Source organism: Devosia crocina, from assembly GCF_900116545.1.
GTDB lineage: Bacteria > Pseudomonadota > Alphaproteobacteria > Rhizobiales > Devosiaceae > Devosia > Devosia crocina.
Genome location: NZ_FPCK01000002.1, coordinates 20,241 through 37,069, shown reverse-complemented (window position 1 = coordinate 37,069; position 16,829 = coordinate 20,241). Strand labels below are relative to the sequence as shown.

The 16,829-nt window shown below is 61.5% G+C and carries 17 protein-coding genes, 2 tRNA genes and 1 pseudogene; 10 read left to right on the top strand and 10 right to left on the bottom strand.

What is annotated here, in order from left to right:
- Positions 1-84: 84 nt before the first annotated feature.
- On the top strand, positions 85-1,875 hold the full coding sequence (gene recJ / locus BM364_RS09850) for a single-stranded-DNA-specific exonuclease RecJ (protein ID WP_092424105.1): 1,791 nt from the start codon (positions 85-87) through the stop codon (positions 1,873-1,875).
- 390 nt (positions 1,876-2,265) lie between these two features.
- On the top strand, positions 2,266-3,501 hold the full coding sequence (locus tag BM364_RS09845; protein WP_244542843.1) for an SAM-dependent methyltransferase: 1,236 nt from the start codon (positions 2,266-2,268) through the stop codon (positions 3,499-3,501).
- Positions 3,502-3,506: 5 nt separating this feature from the next.
- On the opposite strand, the gene BM364_RS09840 is transcribed toward BM364_RS09845, so the two are convergent.
- Entirely contained in the window at positions 3,507-4,256 is a 750-nt protein-coding gene (locus BM364_RS09840; protein WP_092424101.1) for an SDR family NAD(P)-dependent oxidoreductase, read from the bottom strand.
- A 335-nt stretch (positions 4,257-4,591) separates the two neighbouring features.
- On the opposite strand from BM364_RS09840, the gene BM364_RS09830 reads away from it, so the two are divergent.
- From BM364_RS09830 to BM364_RS09815, 4 genes are all read left to right on the top strand, one after another.
- Positions 4,592-5,545, top strand: a complete 954-nt coding sequence (locus BM364_RS09830; RefSeq protein ID WP_092424097.1) for an ABC transporter substrate-binding protein — start codon at positions 4,592-4,594, stop codon at positions 5,543-5,545.
- A 72-nt stretch (positions 5,546-5,617) separates the two neighbouring features.
- Positions 5,618-6,577: a FecCD family ABC transporter permease gene (locus BM364_RS09825; protein ID WP_210186422.1), complete on the top strand. Its 960-nt coding sequence runs from the start codon at positions 5,618-5,620 to the stop codon at positions 6,575-6,577.
- On the top strand, positions 6,577-7,626 hold the full coding sequence (locus BM364_RS09820; RefSeq protein ID WP_210186421.1) for a FecCD family ABC transporter permease: 1,050 nt from the start codon (positions 6,577-6,579) through the stop codon (positions 7,624-7,626). The genes BM364_RS09825 and BM364_RS09820 overlap by 1 nt, the downstream gene beginning before the upstream one ends.
- A gap of 13 nt (positions 7,627-7,639) precedes the next feature.
- Positions 7,640-8,455, top strand: coding sequence for an ABC transporter ATP-binding protein (locus tag BM364_RS09815; protein WP_092424094.1), 816 nt, complete (start codon positions 7,640-7,642; stop codon positions 8,453-8,455).
- 405 nt (positions 8,456-8,860) lie between these two features.
- On the opposite strand, the pseudogene BM364_RS09810 reads toward BM364_RS09815, so the two are convergent.
- Both BM364_RS09810 and BM364_RS09805 read right to left on the bottom strand, forming a co-directional pair.
- Positions 8,861-9,097, bottom strand: a pseudogene (locus BM364_RS09810) (hypothetical protein); the annotation flags it as partial.
- A 65-nt stretch (positions 9,098-9,162) separates the two neighbouring features.
- On the bottom strand, positions 9,163-9,570 hold the full coding sequence (locus tag BM364_RS09805; protein ID WP_092424093.1) for a DUF1810 domain-containing protein: 408 nt from the start codon (positions 9,568-9,570) through the stop codon (positions 9,163-9,165).
- A gap of 149 nt (positions 9,571-9,719) precedes the next feature.
- Between BM364_RS09805 and BM364_RS09800 the strand changes: the two genes are divergently transcribed.
- Positions 9,720-10,373, top strand: coding sequence for a DUF2161 domain-containing phosphodiesterase (locus BM364_RS09800; RefSeq protein WP_092424092.1), 654 nt, complete (start codon positions 9,720-9,722; stop codon positions 10,371-10,373).
- Positions 10,374-10,548: 175 nt separating this feature from the next.
- Here the strand turns inward: BM364_RS09800 and BM364_RS09795 are convergent.
- The 4 genes from BM364_RS09795 to BM364_RS09780 form a co-directional block, all read right to left on the bottom strand.
- Positions 10,549-10,623, bottom strand: a tRNA-Glu gene (locus tag BM364_RS09795).
- 58 nt (positions 10,624-10,681) lie between these two features.
- Positions 10,682-10,756: transfer RNA gene (locus tag BM364_RS09790), tRNA-Glu, on the bottom strand.
- 91 nt (positions 10,757-10,847) lie between these two features.
- The gene (locus BM364_RS09785; protein WP_092424091.1) at positions 10,848-11,324 is read right to left on the bottom strand and encodes a YcbK family protein; all 477 of its coding nucleotides are present in this window, start codon (positions 11,322-11,324) and stop codon (positions 10,848-10,850) included.
- 180 nt (positions 11,325-11,504) lie between these two features.
- Positions 11,505-11,921 (bottom strand): VOC family protein, encoded by a 417-nt coding sequence (locus BM364_RS09780; RefSeq protein ID WP_092424090.1) that lies wholly within the window; start codon positions 11,919-11,921, stop codon positions 11,505-11,507.
- Between the two features lie 178 nt (positions 11,922-12,099).
- On the opposite strand from BM364_RS09780, the gene BM364_RS09775 reads away from it, so the two are divergent.
- Together BM364_RS09775 and BM364_RS09770 are read left to right on the top strand one after the other, a co-directional pair.
- Entirely contained in the window at positions 12,100-12,723 is a 624-nt protein-coding gene (locus tag BM364_RS09775; RefSeq protein ID WP_092424088.1) for a cold-shock protein, read from the top strand.
- A 50-nt stretch (positions 12,724-12,773) separates the two neighbouring features.
- Entirely contained in the window at positions 12,774-13,232 is a 459-nt protein-coding gene (locus tag BM364_RS09770) for a DUF192 domain-containing protein (RefSeq protein ID WP_092424086.1), read from the top strand.
- A gap of 3 nt (positions 13,233-13,235) precedes the next feature.
- On the opposite strand, the gene trhA is transcribed toward BM364_RS09770, so the two are convergent.
- Positions 13,236-13,922 carry a PAQR family membrane homeostasis protein TrhA gene (gene trhA / locus BM364_RS09765; RefSeq protein WP_092425268.1) on the bottom strand — a complete coding sequence of 229 codons (687 nt, stop codon included), beginning with the start codon at positions 13,920-13,922 and terminating at the stop codon, positions 13,236-13,238.
- Between the two features lie 159 nt (positions 13,923-14,081).
- Here trhA and BM364_RS09760 point away from each other — a divergent pair, with 159 nt between their 5' ends.
- Complete coding sequence (locus tag BM364_RS09760; RefSeq protein WP_092424084.1) at positions 14,082-14,519, top strand: ArsR/SmtB family transcription factor; 438 nt, start codon at positions 14,082-14,084, stop codon at positions 14,517-14,519.
- A gap of 12 nt (positions 14,520-14,531) precedes the next feature.
- Here the strand turns inward: BM364_RS09760 and BM364_RS09755 are convergent, their stop codons facing one another.
- Both BM364_RS09755 and BM364_RS09750 read right to left on the bottom strand, forming a co-directional pair.
- On the bottom strand, positions 14,532-15,278 hold the full coding sequence (locus tag BM364_RS09755) for an HAD hydrolase-like protein (protein ID WP_092424082.1): 747 nt from the start codon (positions 15,276-15,278) through the stop codon (positions 14,532-14,534).
- Positions 15,279-15,900: 622 nt separating this feature from the next.
- The gene (locus BM364_RS09750; RefSeq protein ID WP_092424080.1) at positions 15,901-16,431 is read right to left on the bottom strand and encodes a nuclear transport factor 2 family protein; all 531 of its coding nucleotides are present in this window, start codon (positions 16,429-16,431) and stop codon (positions 15,901-15,903) included.
- Positions 16,432-16,829: the final 398 nt, after the last annotated feature.

Genomic DNA, 16,829 nt, shown 5'->3' with positions numbered 1-16,829 from the left:
GGGTGAGGGGGCCTTTCCATAGCGTGATCGAGAGCGTGTCACACCCTCTTCCCCCCTCCCGCGAATTCGCCTAACACCACCTTCATGCTGGAAACTCGCCGCAACTTCCTTGACGTGACCCAATCGGTGCAAGGCCGCGCCTGGGTCGATCGGCTCGATGTTGCCGGCGCCCGTATCGCAACCGCCATTGCCCAGCGCACTGGCATTCCCGATATTCTCGCCCGCATCCTCGCCGGTCGTGGTGTCGATATCGATGCGGCCGAGGCCTATCTAGAGCCCACCATCCGCGCCTTGATGCCGGATCCTTCCACCTTGACGGATATGGACGCCTTGGCCGAACGCCTCGCCCAGGCCATAACCGACAAGGAATCCATCGCGCTTTTCGGCGATTACGACGTCGATGGCGCCAGCGCCTGCGCGCTGATGGCGCGCTATCTCGGCCATTTCGGCATCGTGCCGCAGGTCCATATCCCTGATCGAATCTTTGAAGGCTACGGCCCGAATATCGGCGCCATGGACAAGCTCATCGATGCTGGCGCCACCCTGATCGTGACGCTTGATTGCGGCACCACCAGCGATGATCCCATCGCCCATGCCCGCACCCGCGGCGCCGATGTGCTCGTGATCGACCACCATCTGTCCGACCACGACCTGCCGCCGGCCAATGCTCTGGTCAATCCCAATCGCCCCGATGATATCTCCGGCCTCGGCTATCTCTGCGCTGCCGGCGTCACCTTCATGGTCCTCGTCGCCGTCAATCGCGCCTTGCGCCAGCGGGGTGACACGGGCCTGCCGGACCTTTTGCGCCTTCTCGATATCGTGGCGCTCGGCACCGTTTGCGATGTCGTGCCCCTTGTGGGGCTCAATCGCGCCTTCGTCATTCGCGGGCTCGAGGTCGCCCGCCGCGGCGATAACAGGGGCATTGCCGCCCTTGCGCTTGCCGCTCGCGTCAGTGGGCCGCTCAATCCCTATCATCTCGGCTTTCTCATTGGACCGCGCATCAACGCCGGCGGGCGCATCGGCAATGCCGCGCTGGGCACACAGCTGCTGGCGCTTGATGATGAACATCAGACCCTCGTGATCGCCGCCAAGCTCGACGAACTCAATTCCGAACGCCAGCGCATCGAGGTCGAAGCGGTTCAAGAGGCGGCAGCGGTGGCAGAGGCAGAGATCGGGGGCGGGGAGGGCCCGCCCGTTCTGGTTCTGGCTTCCGCCAATTGGCACCCCGGCATTGTCGGCCTGATAGCGGCTCGGCTCAAGGAGCGGTTCGAGCGACCCGCCTTCGCGATCGCGCTTCATCCCGATGGCACGGGCACCGGCTCCGGCCGCTCCGTTCCCGGTGTCGACCTCGGGCGCGCCGTCATCGCGGCGGTGGAGGCGGGACTTGTTCCCAAGGGGGGCGGGCACGCCATGGCAGCCGGCGTTTCCCTGCGCCCAGGCGATCTCGGACGCTTCCGGTCATTTCTTACCGAACACCTCGCGCAAAGCGTCGGGGCTGCCCGTGCTGCTTCCGCTCTCAAGATCGATGCAGCACTCACCGCCCGTGGTGCTAGTGTCGATCTCCTGCACAAGATCGAGCGGGCAGGGCCCTTCGGCTCAGGCAATCCAGGGCCGGTCTTTGCTTTCCCCGCCCATCGCGCCCGCTTCCCGCAAGTCGTGGGCAAGGGAGGCCATGTCAGCTTCTCGCTGGCCTCAGAAGACGGAGCCAAGCTCAAGGCCATTGCTTTTCGCGCTGCCGGCACGCCGCTCGGCGATATGCTCCTGCGCGACAACGACCAGCCCCTGCATTTTGCGGGCAGCCTCTCGCTGGATCATTACCAGGGCCGCGAGCAGGTCCAGTTTCGCCTGACCGACATCGCCCGCATTCCGCGCTAATTTTTCAGCGCTTGCTCTCCGGGCCTGTCTCTCCTCGGCCTGCTCCTACCGCGCGGTCATCGTCTCGGTTGCCCTTGCAAGCATCTTTTCCGTTCTGGAGGCGCTCGAACTGCATGAATCGTTGGTGGAGATTTCGCGGATCATCTCTTTCAAACAATTCAGCTTTTTGTTGCTCCATGTGGTCCGGAATACTCTGGCAAGCGTCACGATATCCGTGTTGCCGCGCCCGCCAAAGTGCTGCTTGCATATCCGTTAATCACCGTTAAAGTATTGGTAGGCATCCACTGGGAAGCACTGCTGCTTTAGCTCAAGGGCGTGCCTCCGACGCTCGGCTTGCGCAAGATCATGCGCTGCGTCGGTCAGCATCGCGATAGTTGGATGTAGCGGCGCATGAGTAAGTTAGCAGTAGAACATACCCATACCGGCCCAACGCTTTGGACTCGCTTCGCGTCCATGGCAGTCGAGAAGATCGGCGTTGCCCTCGTAGGCAAGCCCCAGTTCGGCGCTGTCACGGTCATCCTGCCCAATGGACGCACTCGTACGCTGGGCAACGCCCAGACCGGCGAACACGCCGTCCTCAGGCTCAAAAACTTCTCGGTAATCAGCCAGGCCATGCGCCGCGGCACTGTCGGCTTTGCCGCCGCTTACATGAATGGCGATATCGAGGTTGATGATCTCACCGCCCTGTTCCGGTTTTTCCTCCAGAACCGCCGGATGTTTGATAGCGCCAATAAGGGGTTCTTCCGGCGCGCGGCAGCAGACCTGCACTATCACATTTCGCGCCGCAACACGCTCGAGGGCTCGCGCAAGAACATCGCCGAACACTATGATCTCGGCAACGAATTCTACGGTCAGTGGCTCGATCCGTCGATGACCTATTCTTCGGCCCTGTTTGCCTCGGGCGATCAGAGCCTTGAAGATGCGCAGCGCGCCAAATATCGCCGTGTTGCCGACATGGCCGGTGTTACCCCCGGGTCATCAGTTCTCGAAATCGGCTGCGGCTGGGGCGGCTTCGCCGAGACGGTTGCGCGGGACTATCAGGCCCATTTGCGGGGCATCACCCTATCGGCCGAACAGCTCAAATATGGACAGGCGCGCCTTGCCCGCCAGGGCCTCGATGCCTTCGCAACTCTGGTCTTCGAAGACTACCGCCACACCGCAGGCCAGTTCGACCATATCGGCTCCATCGAAATGATCGAAGCGGTGGGCGAGGACAACTGGCCCAGCTACTTTCAAACCGTGCACGACCGTCTCAAGCCCGGCGGCACCGCCGCAATCCAGGCGATCACCATAAACGAAGCCGATTTCGACGGTTATCGTTCTGGCCCCGATTTCATCCAGCGCTATATCTTCCCCGGCGGCATGCTGCTGACCAAGACAGTGATGAAGGAGTTTGGCGAGCAATACGGCCTCGTCCTCGAAAACGTCGAAAACTTCCGACTTTCCTACGCCAAGACCCTGAAACTCTGGCGCGAACGCTTCCTCGAACGCTGGCCCGTTATCGCGCCCCTCGGGTATGATGAGGTCTTCAAGCGCAAATGGGTCTACTATCTCAGCTACTGCGAAGCCGGCTTCACAGAAGGATGCATTGACGTCGGTATCTACCAATACCGGAAGCCGAACTAAGTCGACTACTGTTTCGGCAATACCCTTTTCATCAGGGCAAAAAACACCGGGTAAGGAAGCCACCGGATTGTCTTCATCAGCCAAACCATTCGCTTGGGAAAGGCGATCTCGAACCTTTGCGATCGCAGCAGCCCTTCGACGATGCGGCGCGCAGCATCGTCAGTGGCCATCAGGAATGGCATGGGGAACTCGTTCCTGTCCGTCAATTCGGATACGACGAAACCCGGCGCGATCATCCGCACCTTGATGCCATCTCCCGCCAGTTCGGTCCGCATCGTCTCGAGCAGGCTGATCAATCCGGCCTTGGTGGAAGAATAGGCTCCCGACCGAGGCAAGCCAAAATACCCCGCTACCGAGGAAATGACGGCAAAATCCCCGCCGCCTTGCCGGCGCATCTGCGCGATCACCGGCGAGGCCAGCCGCACAAGACCCAGATAATTGGTGTCGACGATCACGTTGAACTTGTCGAAATCATAATCCCCGGCCGGCATTGGTTGCCATGCCGCCGCGCCGAACAAAAAAACGTCGATCCGCCCCAGGTCGGAAACGACCTGCGCCGCCACCCTTTCAGTTGCTAGCCTGTCAGTGACATCGAGCACATAGGGGCGGATATCGGCATGCTCCCGCGCAACTGTATCGAGCTTGTCCGCCCGCCGTCCTGAAATGGCGACGACAAACCCTTCCGCCGCAAGGCGCCGCGCCACTGCCGCACCGATGCCCGAGCCGCCACCGATGATCCAGGCAACCTTTCGCATTCTAGATCGCGAACAGCGGCTGCAATGGACGCCTCACGCGCCCCGGGGGACCGGCATGAGCATGTACACCCTCGCCCCTGGGCCCGAAAGCGCGAGCAGGCATCGGCGTCCCTTGGGCACGATAAGTCGCCACCCGCCCGAGCAGCAGTTCGGGATCGCCACTCGGCTGCGTTGCTGCACCGGCGCTGGATGTCTGGTCACTCATAATCAGGCAATACATGGCCTGACCCAGCATTGACAGCCCTGTTGTGCAGCGGCCGAGCCGTCGAAGAGCAAACATGACTTGACCGATCAGTTTTAGCCGGGCAGAAACCGCTTTCAGCCTGGGAGAGATCATGTTCACGCGTCTATCCACCGCCGCGCTCGTCGTACTCCTTGCTTGCGCACTGCCGGCCCATGCACAGGACTGGACCTTTACCGGTGGTGATGGCGAAACGGTGATCCTCGACGCACGCCCGCAACGGATCATCGCCCACCAGGATGCAGCCGCAGGCCTCATTCCCCTTGGCATTCGCCCGGTCGGCATCTATGCCGACAGCGCGATAGAAGCTGCAAAGGCGCTCGAAGGTCTCGACCTCTCCGGCATCGAGATCATCGGCACCGCTTGGAGCGAAGTCGATATCGAGAAGGCCGCAGCGCTCGAGCCGGACCTGATCGTCGCGGAATGGTGGGATCGCAACAGCGCCTGGTCAGGCGGCGCCGATATCGCCAGAACGCTTTCTCCCCTTGCACCGATCACCGGCGTTGCCGCCAGCAATTCCATCGTCGGCATGATCGAGGATTACGAAGCTCTTGCCGCCAGCCTCGGAGCCGATCTGGATGCGCCCGCGATAGCTGCGGACAAGGCGGCATTCGAAACCGCACGCGCCGCGTTCGAAGCGGCTACTGCCGCCAAACCCGATCTCAAGGCCGTCGCCGTTTATGCAGGCAACGACGCTATCTATTTCGCCGATCCTGCCGGCGCCGCCGAACTGCTCGATCTGCAATCCTGGGGTCTCGATCTGATCACACCCGGGGGTGTCGATAGCGCCGGCAACAACTATTTCGAGACCGTCTCTTGGGAAAATGCCGATAAGTACCCAACTGATCTGATCTTGGTCGATAATCGCTCCGCTGCAACGCTCGAAACAGCCCTTGCGCAGCCGACCTGGACGCTCAATCCTGGCGCCGCCGCCGGTCAGGTTGCCGATTGGCCCGCCTTCTGGCTCCGCAATTATGCCGCCTATGCGCGTGAACTCGCAAAGCTCACGGAGGTGATCGACGCGGCTGACGCCTCCGTCGTACCCTGACCGATGGCAACCCCATCTCTCCATCAGCGCACAAGGCAGGCCTGGCTCATGCTGGGTCTGCCCGGATTAGCCATGGCGCTGCTCGCAGTGGCTATCCTTTCGCTGACCACCGGCGCGCGTGCCATCCCATACGACATGGTCTGGTCAGCGTTTTTCTCCTTTGATCCCGCCGCCACCGAACATCGGATCATCTGGGATCTGCGCCTGCCGCGCACCCTTGTCGGCCTTCTTGTTGGTGCAGCCCTGGGCCTTGCGGGCGCCGTGCTTCAGGGCGCCACGCGCAATCCGCTGGCCGATCCCTCCATCCTCGGCATCAATTCCGGCGCCGCTCTGTTCGTCGTTGTGGGCGTCGCCGTTTTCGGCATAACCCAGCTCACCACCTATGTCTGGCTTGCCTTTATCGGCGCCGGGGCCGCCATGCTGGTCGTTTATTCCATCGCCGCTCTCGGCCGGGAGGGCGCGACCCCCATCAAGCTCGCCCTTGCCGGAGCTGCCATGACTGCCGTGATGCAGGCCATCATCAACGCCATCCTGCTCACAAGCCCCCGCACCCTCGATGAAGTCCGCTTCTGGCAGGTGGGCTCCCTTGCCGGCCGATCCATGGATATCGCGCTTCAGGTCAGCCCCTTCATCCTTGCCGGCGCCGCCCTGGCCTTCCTCACGGCGCGCCTCCTGGATGGGCTGAGCATGGGCGAAGACGTCGCCCGCTCCCTGGGGCAACGCATCGGTCTCACTCGCGGGCTCGCTGGTCTTGCCGCCGTCATTCTGGCCGGGGCGGCCGTCTCCGCTGCCGGTCCGATCGCCTTTGTCGGCCTCACCGTGCCTCATGTCGCTCGCGCCATCACGGGTCCGAGCTATCGCTGGATCCTGCCCTATTCCATGCTTATGGCGCCGATCCTTCTTCTGGGTGCCGATGTTGTCGGCCGTGTCATCTCGCCTCCGGGCGAAGTTCAGGTCGGCATCGTCACGGCGTTTCTCGGCGCGCCATTTTTCATAGCCCTCGTCAGGCGCCGCAAGCTGGCAGCCCTCTGATGACGATCTTGTCGCTCGAGACCATCGCAATCGTTCGCCGCCAACGCCTGAGCCATGCACGCCGCGTTACCTTCGGCTTGCTGTCTGCGCTTCTTCTGGCCTGCACCGCCGCCATGCTGCTCGGCGACTTTCCGGTGCCCGCGCTTGATGTCGTCCAGTCGCTCTTTTCGCCGCTGACCGGATCGGCCAATCGCAGCGTCGATTTCATCGTGCTGCAGGTCCGGTTGCCGCGCCTTTGCCTCGCGCTTCTGTCCGGCGCAGCCTTCGGCCTATCCGGAATCATTTTCCAAACGCTCCTCCGTAACCCTCTGGCAAGTCCCGATATTATCGGCATTGCCCATGGCGCCAGCGCAGCCGCGGTCTTCTGCATCATCATCCTGGGCTGGTCGGGCCTGTCCGTATCGCTAGGCGCCTTTGCCGGGGCTATGCTCACCGCCCTCGCAATCTATCTGCTCGCCTGGCGAAACGGCGTCACAGCCTATCGCGTGGTCCTGATCGGCATCGCCACCGCCGCCATGCTCAGCGCTGTCATCTCCTATCTCTTCACCCGCGCGCGCCTGTTCGAAGTTCAGCAGGCCATGGCCTGGCTTGTCGGCAGCCTCAACGCAGCTCGCCCCGAGGATTCCATCGTGCTCGCCACGATGCTGGTGCTGGTGCTGCCGCTTCTCCTGGCCCTGGTGCGCGGACTCGATGGCCTCGAGCTCGGCGACGACACTGCTTATGCGCTGGGCACACGTGTGGAGATCACCCGGCTCGGTCTCATGCTCGTCGGAGTGGCGCTTGCCGCCTTTGCGACGGCGGCGGTGGGGCCGGTAGGTTTTGTGGCTTTTGTGTCTGGGCCGATAGCCCGGCGCCTGATGGGCGGGGCAGGGCGGGGCGTGCCGCAGGCAGCTCTCGTGGGAGCACTCGTTATGCTGGCGTCCGATCTTGCCGCCCAGCACGCGCTGGCTTCGGTGCAATTGCCCACCGGCGTCGTTACGGGGGGCTTCGGTGCCGCATTTCTCATCTGGCTGCTGATCGCCTCCGGCCGCTCGGGTCGGGTGAATTAGAGGTGCAACGCATATGACCCGCAATCACCAGCTCATGGCCGCCGGCCTCCACCTCGGCTATGCCGAGCGCGAAATCGTCACCGATCTCAATCTCACCGTTCCCGCGGGCAAGCTAACCGTCATTGTCGGCGCCAATGCCTGCGGCAAGTCCACGCTGCTGCGCGGCCTCGCCCGTCTTTTGCAGCCGAGTAGGGGCGCTGTGTACCTCGATGGCAAGCCCATTCACCAGATGCCGACCCGCGAGGTCGCGACCCTCCTCGGTGTCCTTCCGCAATCGCCCATCGCACCCGAGGCGATCACCGTTGCCGATCTGGTTGGGCGCGGCCGGTATCCGCATCAGGGCTGGTTCCGGCGCTGGACATCTGAAGATGATGCCGCGGTCGCTCAAGCCCTGTCCGCCACCGACATGGCCGCCTTTGCCGACCGCCCGGTCGACGAACTATCCGGCGGCCAGCGCCAGCGCGTCTGGATCGCCATGGCCCTCGCCCAGCAAACCGATCTTCTGCTTCTGGACGAACCGACGACCTTTCTCGACATAAACCATCAGGTCGAAGTCCTCGATCTTCTCACCGATCTGGTCAAGACTGGCGGCCGCACGGTTGTCGTCGTCCTGCATGACCTGAACCTTGCCTGCCGCTATGCCGATCACATCGTGGCCATGAAATCCGGCACCATCATCGCCGAGGGTCAGCCGAACGAGATCATAACAGAAGCCGTCGTCCACGACGTTTTCCATCTCACCGCCCACATCCTGCGCGACCCCGTGTCCAACACGCCCCTCATCATTCCCGTCGGCCGCCACCATGTGGCAAAAGTGACCGCACGGTAACGGGTATATCTTGGCCATGCCCGCCTATGAAGATCGTGGGCCGGCGCCCTCGCTAAGTCCGGTCCAGCGCTTCGGCGGCTGTTGCGGCAATATCTCGCAAACTGGTTTTGCAGCTGCCCATGTGCTTCCGCCGTACGCCGGTCTGCTGCCGGGACGGCGCGGTGGACGCGTCTCGCCGACGCAGCCTACAGAGCCATGGCCCGGCCCAACCGCAACGTCATTCCGGTCTGCTGGAAACAGACGAAGGTGGCCGCTTCGCTCTAAAGCGTGACGGCCAACATCGTCTCTCCAACGGATTTAGCTCTTGGTCGAGAGGTGGATCGGAGCCCGGTCGAGGTCGGGGACGGAGCGCTCGTCGATGATCTCGCCGTTCTTGTCGCGCGCCTCAAGCGTTTCGGGGAGCTCGTCCGTCACCTCGGCTTCGGGACGTTCTTCACCTGACGCGATCTCCTCGTGCCAGTTGCCCTCGCTATCCTGATACTGGATCATTTCATCTTCGCCGCTCAGCTGCTGGCGTTGGGCCGCCTTCTGCGCTGCGTCGCGCGCGTCCTGATGAGTGGCAAAGGTTTCCGAGAACACATCGCCCACCCGATAGGCAAAGCCGCCATTGTGTTCGACGATTTCGTAATTGACCTCGGTCATTGAAGTGCTCCTTGTTCGTCCGGTGCAGATCAATGCCGCAGGCCGCAGTTTCGTTCGCCTGATCCTCAGAGAAGCCGGCGGACAGTCTCCGCGTCCTCGATGCCCGCGTAAAATGCTGTAAGCGCATCGCGAAAAAGCGCCTCCTCCTGCGCCGCATGCGCAAACAACGTCATCGACGACCGGAATTTCAGATCGTCAGGCGAGCCGAATATGTCGTGAGCGGTCTTTCCGCGATGACGCAACACCGCTTGAGTAGCGCTGCGCAACCGTTCGCCCAGCACAGGATGATCGAGGTAATCGGTCGCCTCGCCTCTGCCACGGAGGGCAAAACGTTCTGCTATGGGCGAGCGGCCGAGGCCGCGAATCTGGGGAAAGACGAACCACATCCAGTGGCTCCGTTTGCGACCGGCCGCGAGTTCGGCCAGTGCTGCCTCGAAGACGGGTTCCTGCGCCTCAAGAAAATGCTCGAACATTCTGCCTCACGTCACCCTCATCTCCTGAAGAATCGTTCTCCAATTGAACGCGTTCCATTCTCATCCGATCACCCACCGCGGCGCGCCACTGCGCCCGCGCCGAGACTCGGTTAAAGAGGGCAGGCGAGACGACAGAACCGATTTGGCCCATGGCAGAAACCGACCTTTATCTTCCCCTCAAGGCTTTCATGGAAAAGGCCGGATATACCGTCAAAGGCGAGGTCAATGGCTGCGATCTCGTGGGTGTCTGGGATGGTGATCCGCAGGTGGTAGTCATCTGTGAGATGAAGCTGACCTTCAATCTCGAACTCGTCATGCAGGGTGTCCAACGGGCAGCCTTCTGCGACGAGGTCTGGCTTGCTGCGCGTCTGTCAAAGACCGGCAAGGGGCGCGAGCAGGACGCCCGCTTTCGCAATCTCTGCCGGCGGCTTGGCTTTGGCCTGTTGACCGTCGCGGCCAACGGCACCGTAGACATTGTCGTCGCTCCCTTTGCCGCAACGCCGCGTCGCGACGCAAAAAAGCGTTCGCGCCTTGTCGAGGAGCACAAGCGCCGCGTTGGCGACCCGCAGGTGGGCGGGGGGCGCGGCAAGCCCATCATGACCGCCTACCGCCAGGACTGCATTCTCTGCGCCACCGCCTTGCTCAACGGCCCTCAGAGCCCCAAGCAGCTCAAAATCCTCGTCCCCAGGGCACCAACGATCCTGCAAAGCAATGTCTATGGCTGGTTCACCCGCCAAAGCCGTGGGATCTATACCCTGACCGACCTCGGCCGGGCTGCGGTTAGTACGGAAGAGGGCAGATAAGCCTGGCGGCAGAAATAATCTGCCTCTCCGGCATCAGACGTCCTCAAGCGGAGAAATACCAAGGCGAATCGTCTGAGGGGAATCGCTGGGGACCCGTCAGGTCGCGCGCTCAACGCAAAAGCTCTGCCGACCGCGATCAACACTGGAGGGAAAGGAAATCTGGTGCCAAACCTGTTGGTACGCCCAAGGGGAATCGAACCCCTGTTTACGCCGTGAGAGGGCGTCGTCCTGACCGCTAGACGATGGGCGCCTGAACAGTTTGAGCGCCTGAGCCAACCTGCTTTCCCAACTACAAGGTGGGGGAAGCGTGGTACGCCCTAGGGGAATCGAACCCCTCTCTGCACCGTGAAAGGGTGCCGTCCTAACCGATAGACGAAGGGCGCGCTCAACGCTGGGTGTCGTATAGAGGGAGCTTTTGAGCTGCGCAACCCCCCTCGTTCGGTTTTCGAGATTTTTTCAGAAAACCAAAAGTTATCAACAGCCTGAGAATGTGACGGGGCGATTATAGCCGCGCGGCCGGTCGCGCACGTCCACGTGGATAAACTTGCGGCCGGGATAGCAGCCGAGCCCGCCCACGCTGCCGGTGCGCATGGCAAAGGCAATCAGCCGCTGCTTGTCGACGCCGGGGATGTAGAAGTCCGCGGCCATGCATTTGGTGTGATAGGAACGTTCGGCCCCGCCCGCTGCACTGTTGTGGTGAGCGTCGCGATAGCCTGAGTTCATCACCACCTTCTTGCCGAAGTGCCCCTCGAATTCCCAGATCAGGAATCGCAGCTTGGGCGACAGGCAGAAGGCATTGACGGTGCTGGAGGTGACATAGGTGCCCCAGTCCGAGCGCAGTCCGCTATAGCCCGACCCGCTGCCGGAGGCGAACATGGCCATGGGTACGCAGGCGGCGATCGCTCCTGCAAGACCGACGATAGCGAAACAGAGGCGAATGAGGCGAAGCATGGCGACCTTCCCGAACGGCCACTGTGGCAGTTCAGCCACAGACAATGGGGCGGTGGATTCAGTCGCTAAAATTAGAATTGTTTCGCTAACCTCCCGCTAACCCGCACGGTTAGCGAGAGGTAAACGCTAGCCCGGAGCGCCTGCTTGGGACGCCCCGTTGCTCAGGTCAGCGCCGGGGGATCACCAAACGCCTGTATTCGGCATGGAGGCCCAAGGCTCCTGCGGGGGCAGGGTGCCATCCTGGATCAGCTCGACCGAAATTCCGTCGGGCGAGCGCACGAACGCCATGTGACCGTCGCGCGGCGGGCGGTTGATCGTCACGCCCATATCCGACAGGTGCTGGCAAAGCGCATAGATGTCTTTGACCCGATAGGCGAGATGCCCGAAATTGCGACCGCCGGTATAGGCCTCCGGATCCCAGTTATAGGTCAGCTCGACTTCACCGGCCTGATCGCCCGGCGCGCGCAGGAAGATCAGCGTAAAGCGGCCTTTCTCGTTTTCGGTGCGGCGCACTTCTTCAAGGCCGAGGCCTTCACAGTAGAACCTGAGGCTCTCCTCGACATTGGTGACGCGCACCATGGTGTGCAGATATTTCAATTCAGCCTCCGCTTGGATGATTCTGTTGTGGCCCTAACAAGCCCTGAACTGTCCCGCAAGCGGACCGGCGGCAACAAATTCGCAACACCTTCTTAACTTTTGATGCTGAATCGGACAGAGTGCACCGGTCTAGTCGGAGTACCCGCACCGTGCGGGAGTTGCAAAAAGGCGTAGGGGCATGGGGGTCAATACCAACGGCGAGAGCGGTGATTCCGCCAATCCGTCGCGTGAATCCGAGCGGGATCAGCGCGAAAACCTGTCACCAAGACAGGACGGAGCCGGTCTGGATACGATCGAAGTCGCTGGCACGATCAAGTGGTTCGATGCGGGCAAGGGGTTCGGGTTCATCGTTCCCGATGATGGCAAGGCCGATGTGCTGTTGCATGTCACGTGCCTGCGCCGCGATGGTTATCAGACGGCCTATGAAGGCGCGCGTATCGTCGTCGAGGCGCTCAATCGCCCGGGCGGCCTGCAGGCGTTTCGCATCGTTTCCATGGACGAATCGACCGCGCGTCACCCTGCGCAGATGCCCAGCCCGCGCACCCACGTCACTGTCGAGCCCAGCTCGTCCATGGTGCGGCTCGAGGTGAAATGGTTCAACCGCATTCGCGGCTTCGGCTTCCTGTCGGCAGGCGAGGGCACGCCCGATATTTTCGTGCATATGGAAACGCTGCGGCGCTTCGGCATCACTGAATTGCGGCCTGGCCAGTTCGTTCTCGTGCGCTACGGCAATGGCCCCAAGGGCCTGATGGTCGCCGAAATCAGGCCCGATGGCTGGGGCGACGCACCCTCGTCGCATTGATTTGAGATAACCGGCGCAAGCGTTCGCCAAATGTTACGGATAGGCCTCAGATGACCATCATGATGCGAGGCTTTGCCGCCGCCCTTGCCGTGCTCAGCGTCAGCATGCCGCTCGCTGCCTGCAGCGACGAGCGCCAGCTGACGGTCCATAGCGACACTGGCGAACACAGGTTCACCGTCGAGATCGTCGACACCCCGGAAAGCCGCGCCAAGGGCCTGATGTATCGTCAGGAGCTGGCGCCCGATGCCGGCATGCTGTTCGATTTTCTGGCCGAGCGCGATGTCTCGTTCTGGATGCGTAACACTTTCATTCCGCTCGACATGGTGTTCATCCGTGCCGATGGCGTCATCGCCAATGTCCACGTCAATGCCCGCCCGCACGACGTGACATCCATCCCTTCCGATGGCCCGGTCCAGTTCGTTCTTGAAATCCCAGGCGGACGCAGCGTCGAGCTCGGCATCGAAGCGGGCGACACCGTCTCGCACGACCGGATTCCGGCAGCCGAATAGCGCCTAGAGCCGCGCGATCACCATGCAGTCGATCACGGCCCAAAGGTGCAGGCTCGCGCCGGCGACCACGAAGACATGCCATAAGGCATTCTGGAACTTCAGCTTCTCCCAGAGGTGGAAGATGATCCCGGCCGAATAGGTCACCCCACCCGCGAGCAGCAACCAGAGCGTCGAGGCGGGCAGTTCCTGGGCGAGCGCCTGAAACACCATGATGCCGCTCCAGCCAATGGCAAGATAAAGAACGATAGCGAGCCGTCCGAACCGATGCGGGACGATCAGCTTCAGCGCCATGCCGACAAGCGAGGCACCCCATACCAGACTCATCATCACCGCTCCGGCCGTCGTGCCGCCCAACACGGCCAGGAACGGGGTATAGGACCCGGCGATAAAAAGAAAAATCGCTGCCTGGTCGAAGCGCGCCAGAAGCCGCTTGATGGGTGAAACCGGCGCCATATTGTAGGCCAGCGAGACGCCGAGCACGACCACCAGTGTCGAGACATAAACCAGAAGATGCGGCAGTGCCTCGGGTGCAGTGCGCAGTGAAGCCAGGGTCAGCAACACCGCTCCTGCCGCCACAGCCACCACCAGACCCAGGATATGCACGGCCGCATCCACGATCACTTCGGCTGGGGTGAATGGCCGCTGCTGCCGGCTCCACCAGCAATAGCTCTTCGGCTCTTGCTCGATCATGGTCTGATCTCCTGCGTGCCGGCATTCTGCCGGCGCGAGATTAACTGATAGATGCGGATCAAGGCCAAGGCCGCGCATGCTCTTTTGGAGCGAGGATTCCGGTGCAGAAATGGTCGCCTCGCTTGACCTGTAACGGGCGAGTTACGTAGGCGTTCCAGCATGACCAAGAAGCCCAAGCCACCCATTTCGCTTTACTCGGCACTGGCCGACGCAACGCGCTATCGCATTCTCGAGATTTTGCGTGATGGGCCCAAACCGGTGCATGTTCTGACCGAAGGCTTCTCGATCAGCCGGCCCGCCATTTCCCGGCATTTACGCGTGCTCAAGACGGCAGGCCTTGTGGCCGAAGTAAAGAAGGGCAGGGAAAACCTCTACGCTTTCAAACCTGCCAAGCTCGAAGCTGCGCGGTCGTTCATCGACCTGCTTGCGCTGAGGGAACCGCAAGCAGTCAAGGCCAAGCCGGTGCCAAAAACCGTTGGCGAGCCGGCAAGTGACAAGCTGGTGATAAAGAAGGCAAAAGCCACGCCTTCGCGCGAACCCGCGCCGCCGCAGCCCGCACCCGTCCCGGCGGCCAATCAGATGGGCTTTGATTTCTAAGACGCTTTGCGCTCAGGCCGTAGCCACAGGGAAGGGGCCGAATGCCTCGTCTGCGCAGGGTTGCGGGAAAAGCGCTGCCACATGCCGCTCAAGATCGGACGCAGACCACATCACCTGCAGGTTGGGGCAGTCTCCGTCTAGGGTGCGCAGGGCTGCGCGAGGTCCCAAGGCGACCGGGGTAACAGGGCGCTTCAGCTTTGCCGAAGCCGCAAGGGCCGCATCGACATCCTTGCGCTGGTCCCCGATATACCAGATCACATCACGTTGCCGCACGTTGCGTCCGATGCCATCGAGAGCCGCAAGGATCGAGTCAGGCCAAGGCTTGCCGCGGCTGACATCTTCGCGGAACACAAAGGCTGAAAAGTACTTCTTGAGATCGAAGGCCTCGAGAACGTCGTGGCCATAGCCCCGCCCGAGCCCGTTGCTGACGACCCCGAGTACCACGCCTTCCTCGCGCAGCCGCGACAGAACGGCACGCAACGTTTCGCACGGCTCGAGCATTTCCTCGACGGACTTGCGTCGCACCTTGTGCAATGCGCGGTGCATCAAGAGCTTCGGCATCTTGGGCGGCACGCCTGAACGCTGCCGGCGCATGAGCCGGAATCGCGCCACGAGGCGGCCCGCGCGATGCGAGCAATCGTCTAGGAATTCGAGCGCCTGCAAGACGCGCGGATTGACGTGGTGCACCAATGTTCCATCGAGATCGAACAGCACGATGGTCGGTCGCTTCAGATCTACATCCAGCGGTACGTCCCCCATTTGCCAGAAAGTTGCCGCATTTTAACCATGGGCACAACCCGTTTGTGCAGATAGCGGCGCGGGATCGGTTCAAAAAACTAAGGAGGGTGTTGAATTCCGATTGGTTTTGGCCAAGTCAGTAGGAAAAACCCGGTTTTCTTGGTGTTAGCCTTGCCGATCTTGCCATCTGGTTTGACTTAAATGGCGCATTGGCCGGATATGCAATCTCACGAAATCTGACATCGGACAAAAAGCATGAGCCGCGCACTGCGCGACCCCAGGCTTTTCGACCTCCCACAAATCTCAGGCCGCGATCGAAAAATGGCTCCTGAAGTAGAATATGCATGCGGGGCGCGCATACGCCGGAACTATCTCTACTTTCCATTTTGCGGTCAAATTTTCGCCCCACCGGCATACCCCAGACTTTACCAGTTCTCCGAAGCTGATGTAGGTCTCGCAAAACTTTTCAACCGTAGGGACGCCCGTAGTCGTTACAGTGCCGCAGTAAACGGAAGACAGAGGCCCTCGCCTGGCGTGGCCGGATTCGAAGTCGCGTTCCGGCCTATGCGCCTGCGCTATTCGGAATTGTAGGATTACCTTTGGCGGCTAGTGCTCATCGGCTGGGCAGGCACGTTGTACGCTTTCAGGGAGCGACAAGGGCTCGCGAAGGGCTGGGATGGGGCGCATCGTCGTCGATGGTTAGCTTACAGCCTAACGCAGTGAGGCCGGGGTGGTCGTCGGGTCGCCGTTCTCCTTGCCAGAGGAAGCGGCGGTCGCTTTCTTGGATGGGAAGATCGTTGATGGAAGCTTCGCGCCGCTCCATCAGTCCGTGAGCGTCGAACCGCCATTGCTCATTGCCATGCGAGCGAAACGAGTTGCCATCGGCATCGTGCCACTCATAGGCGAAGCGGACGGCGACCTGGTTGCCGGTAAAGGCCCAGACCTCCTTGATCAGCCGGTAGTTGTGCTCCTCGGGCCATTTGCGCGTGAGAAAGGTAACAGTGGTGTTCCGGCCGATCAGGAATTCGGAGCGGTTCCGCCACCATGGATCGGGCGTGTAGGCCAGTGATACGTGGAGCGGGTTTTTCCCGTTCCAGGCATCCTCAGCACGGCGTACCTTGAGCGCTGCGGTTTCAGCGGTGAAAGGGAGGATTGGCGGGCGCTGTTCGTCCATCTTTGATCTCCCACCCCAGTGCGCGTCAGACATCCTTTTCCTTGTAGCCCAGTGCGGGAAAGTTGCCCTCGAAGCGAAGCAGATCGCCTTGATTGCAATCGGGGAAAACAAATCGAGAGCGGTCAAAAAGCCCTAAAAATGCGGTCTCCCCAGACACCCCGGCTTCAGCGCTGCAGGGACATCGAAGCATTACATTCTATTGCGACAGGGCGGCTGCCAGCGGCACTTTCTGAAGTCTAATCTGTGGATTGTACGTGGCACCAGAAGCGGCCGCGATGGAAGCGGTGACGACGCCGGCGCCGCCTCGCGGACTCAGTCCATCAAACCGGGTCGCCGTGAAGCGGCGGTAAAACTGCCATTCGTCGTTGAGCGTGGTAGGTTGATGATGGTCTTGAGGA

Coding starts and splice junctions, on each gene's coding strand:
- BM364_RS09815 (WP_092424094.1), top strand. CDS start 7,640: ATGACCCGCAATCACCAGCTCATGGCCGCCGGCCTCCACCTCGGCTAT.
- BM364_RS09750 (WP_092424080.1), bottom strand. CDS start 16,431: ATGGACGAACAGCGCCCGCCAATCCTCCCTTTCACCGCTGAAACCGCA.
- BM364_RS09760 (WP_092424084.1), top strand. CDS start 14,082: ATGACCAAGAAGCCCAAGCCACCCATTTCGCTTTACTCGGCACTGGCC.
- BM364_RS09805 (WP_092424093.1), bottom strand. CDS start 9,570: ATGTTCGAGCATTTTCTTGAGGCGCAGGAACCCGTCTTCGAGGCAGCA.
- BM364_RS09755 (WP_092424082.1), bottom strand. CDS start 15,278: ATGGGGGACGTACCGCTGGATGTAGATCTGAAGCGACCGACCATCGTG.
- BM364_RS09770 (WP_092424086.1), top strand. CDS start 12,774: ATGACCATCATGATGCGAGGCTTTGCCGCCGCCCTTGCCGTGCTCAGC.
- BM364_RS09825 (WP_210186422.1), top strand. CDS start 5,618: ATGGCGCTGCTCGCAGTGGCTATCCTTTCGCTGACCACCGGCGCGCGT.
- BM364_RS09845 (WP_244542843.1), top strand. CDS start 2,266: ATGAGTAAGTTAGCAGTAGAACATACCCATACCGGCCCAACGCTTTGG.
- BM364_RS09820 (WP_210186421.1), top strand. CDS start 6,577: ATGACGATCTTGTCGCTCGAGACCATCGCAATCGTTCGCCGCCAACGC.
- BM364_RS09840 (WP_092424101.1), bottom strand. CDS start 4,256: ATGCGAAAGGTTGCCTGGATCATCGGTGGCGGCTCGGGCATCGGTGCG.
- BM364_RS09785 (WP_092424091.1), bottom strand. CDS start 11,324: ATGCTTCGCCTCATTCGCCTCTGTTTCGCTATCGTCGGTCTTGCAGGA.
- BM364_RS09775 (WP_092424088.1), top strand. CDS start 12,100: ATGGGGGTCAATACCAACGGCGAGAGCGGTGATTCCGCCAATCCGTCG.
- BM364_RS09830 (WP_092424097.1), top strand. CDS start 4,592: ATGTTCACGCGTCTATCCACCGCCGCGCTCGTCGTACTCCTTGCTTGC.
- BM364_RS09800 (WP_092424092.1), top strand. CDS start 9,720: ATGGCAGAAACCGACCTTTATCTTCCCCTCAAGGCTTTCATGGAAAAG.
- recJ (WP_092424105.1), top strand. CDS start 85: ATGCTGGAAACTCGCCGCAACTTCCTTGACGTGACCCAATCGGTGCAA.
- trhA (WP_092425268.1), bottom strand. CDS start 13,922: ATGATCGAGCAAGAGCCGAAGAGCTATTGCTGGTGGAGCCGGCAGCAG.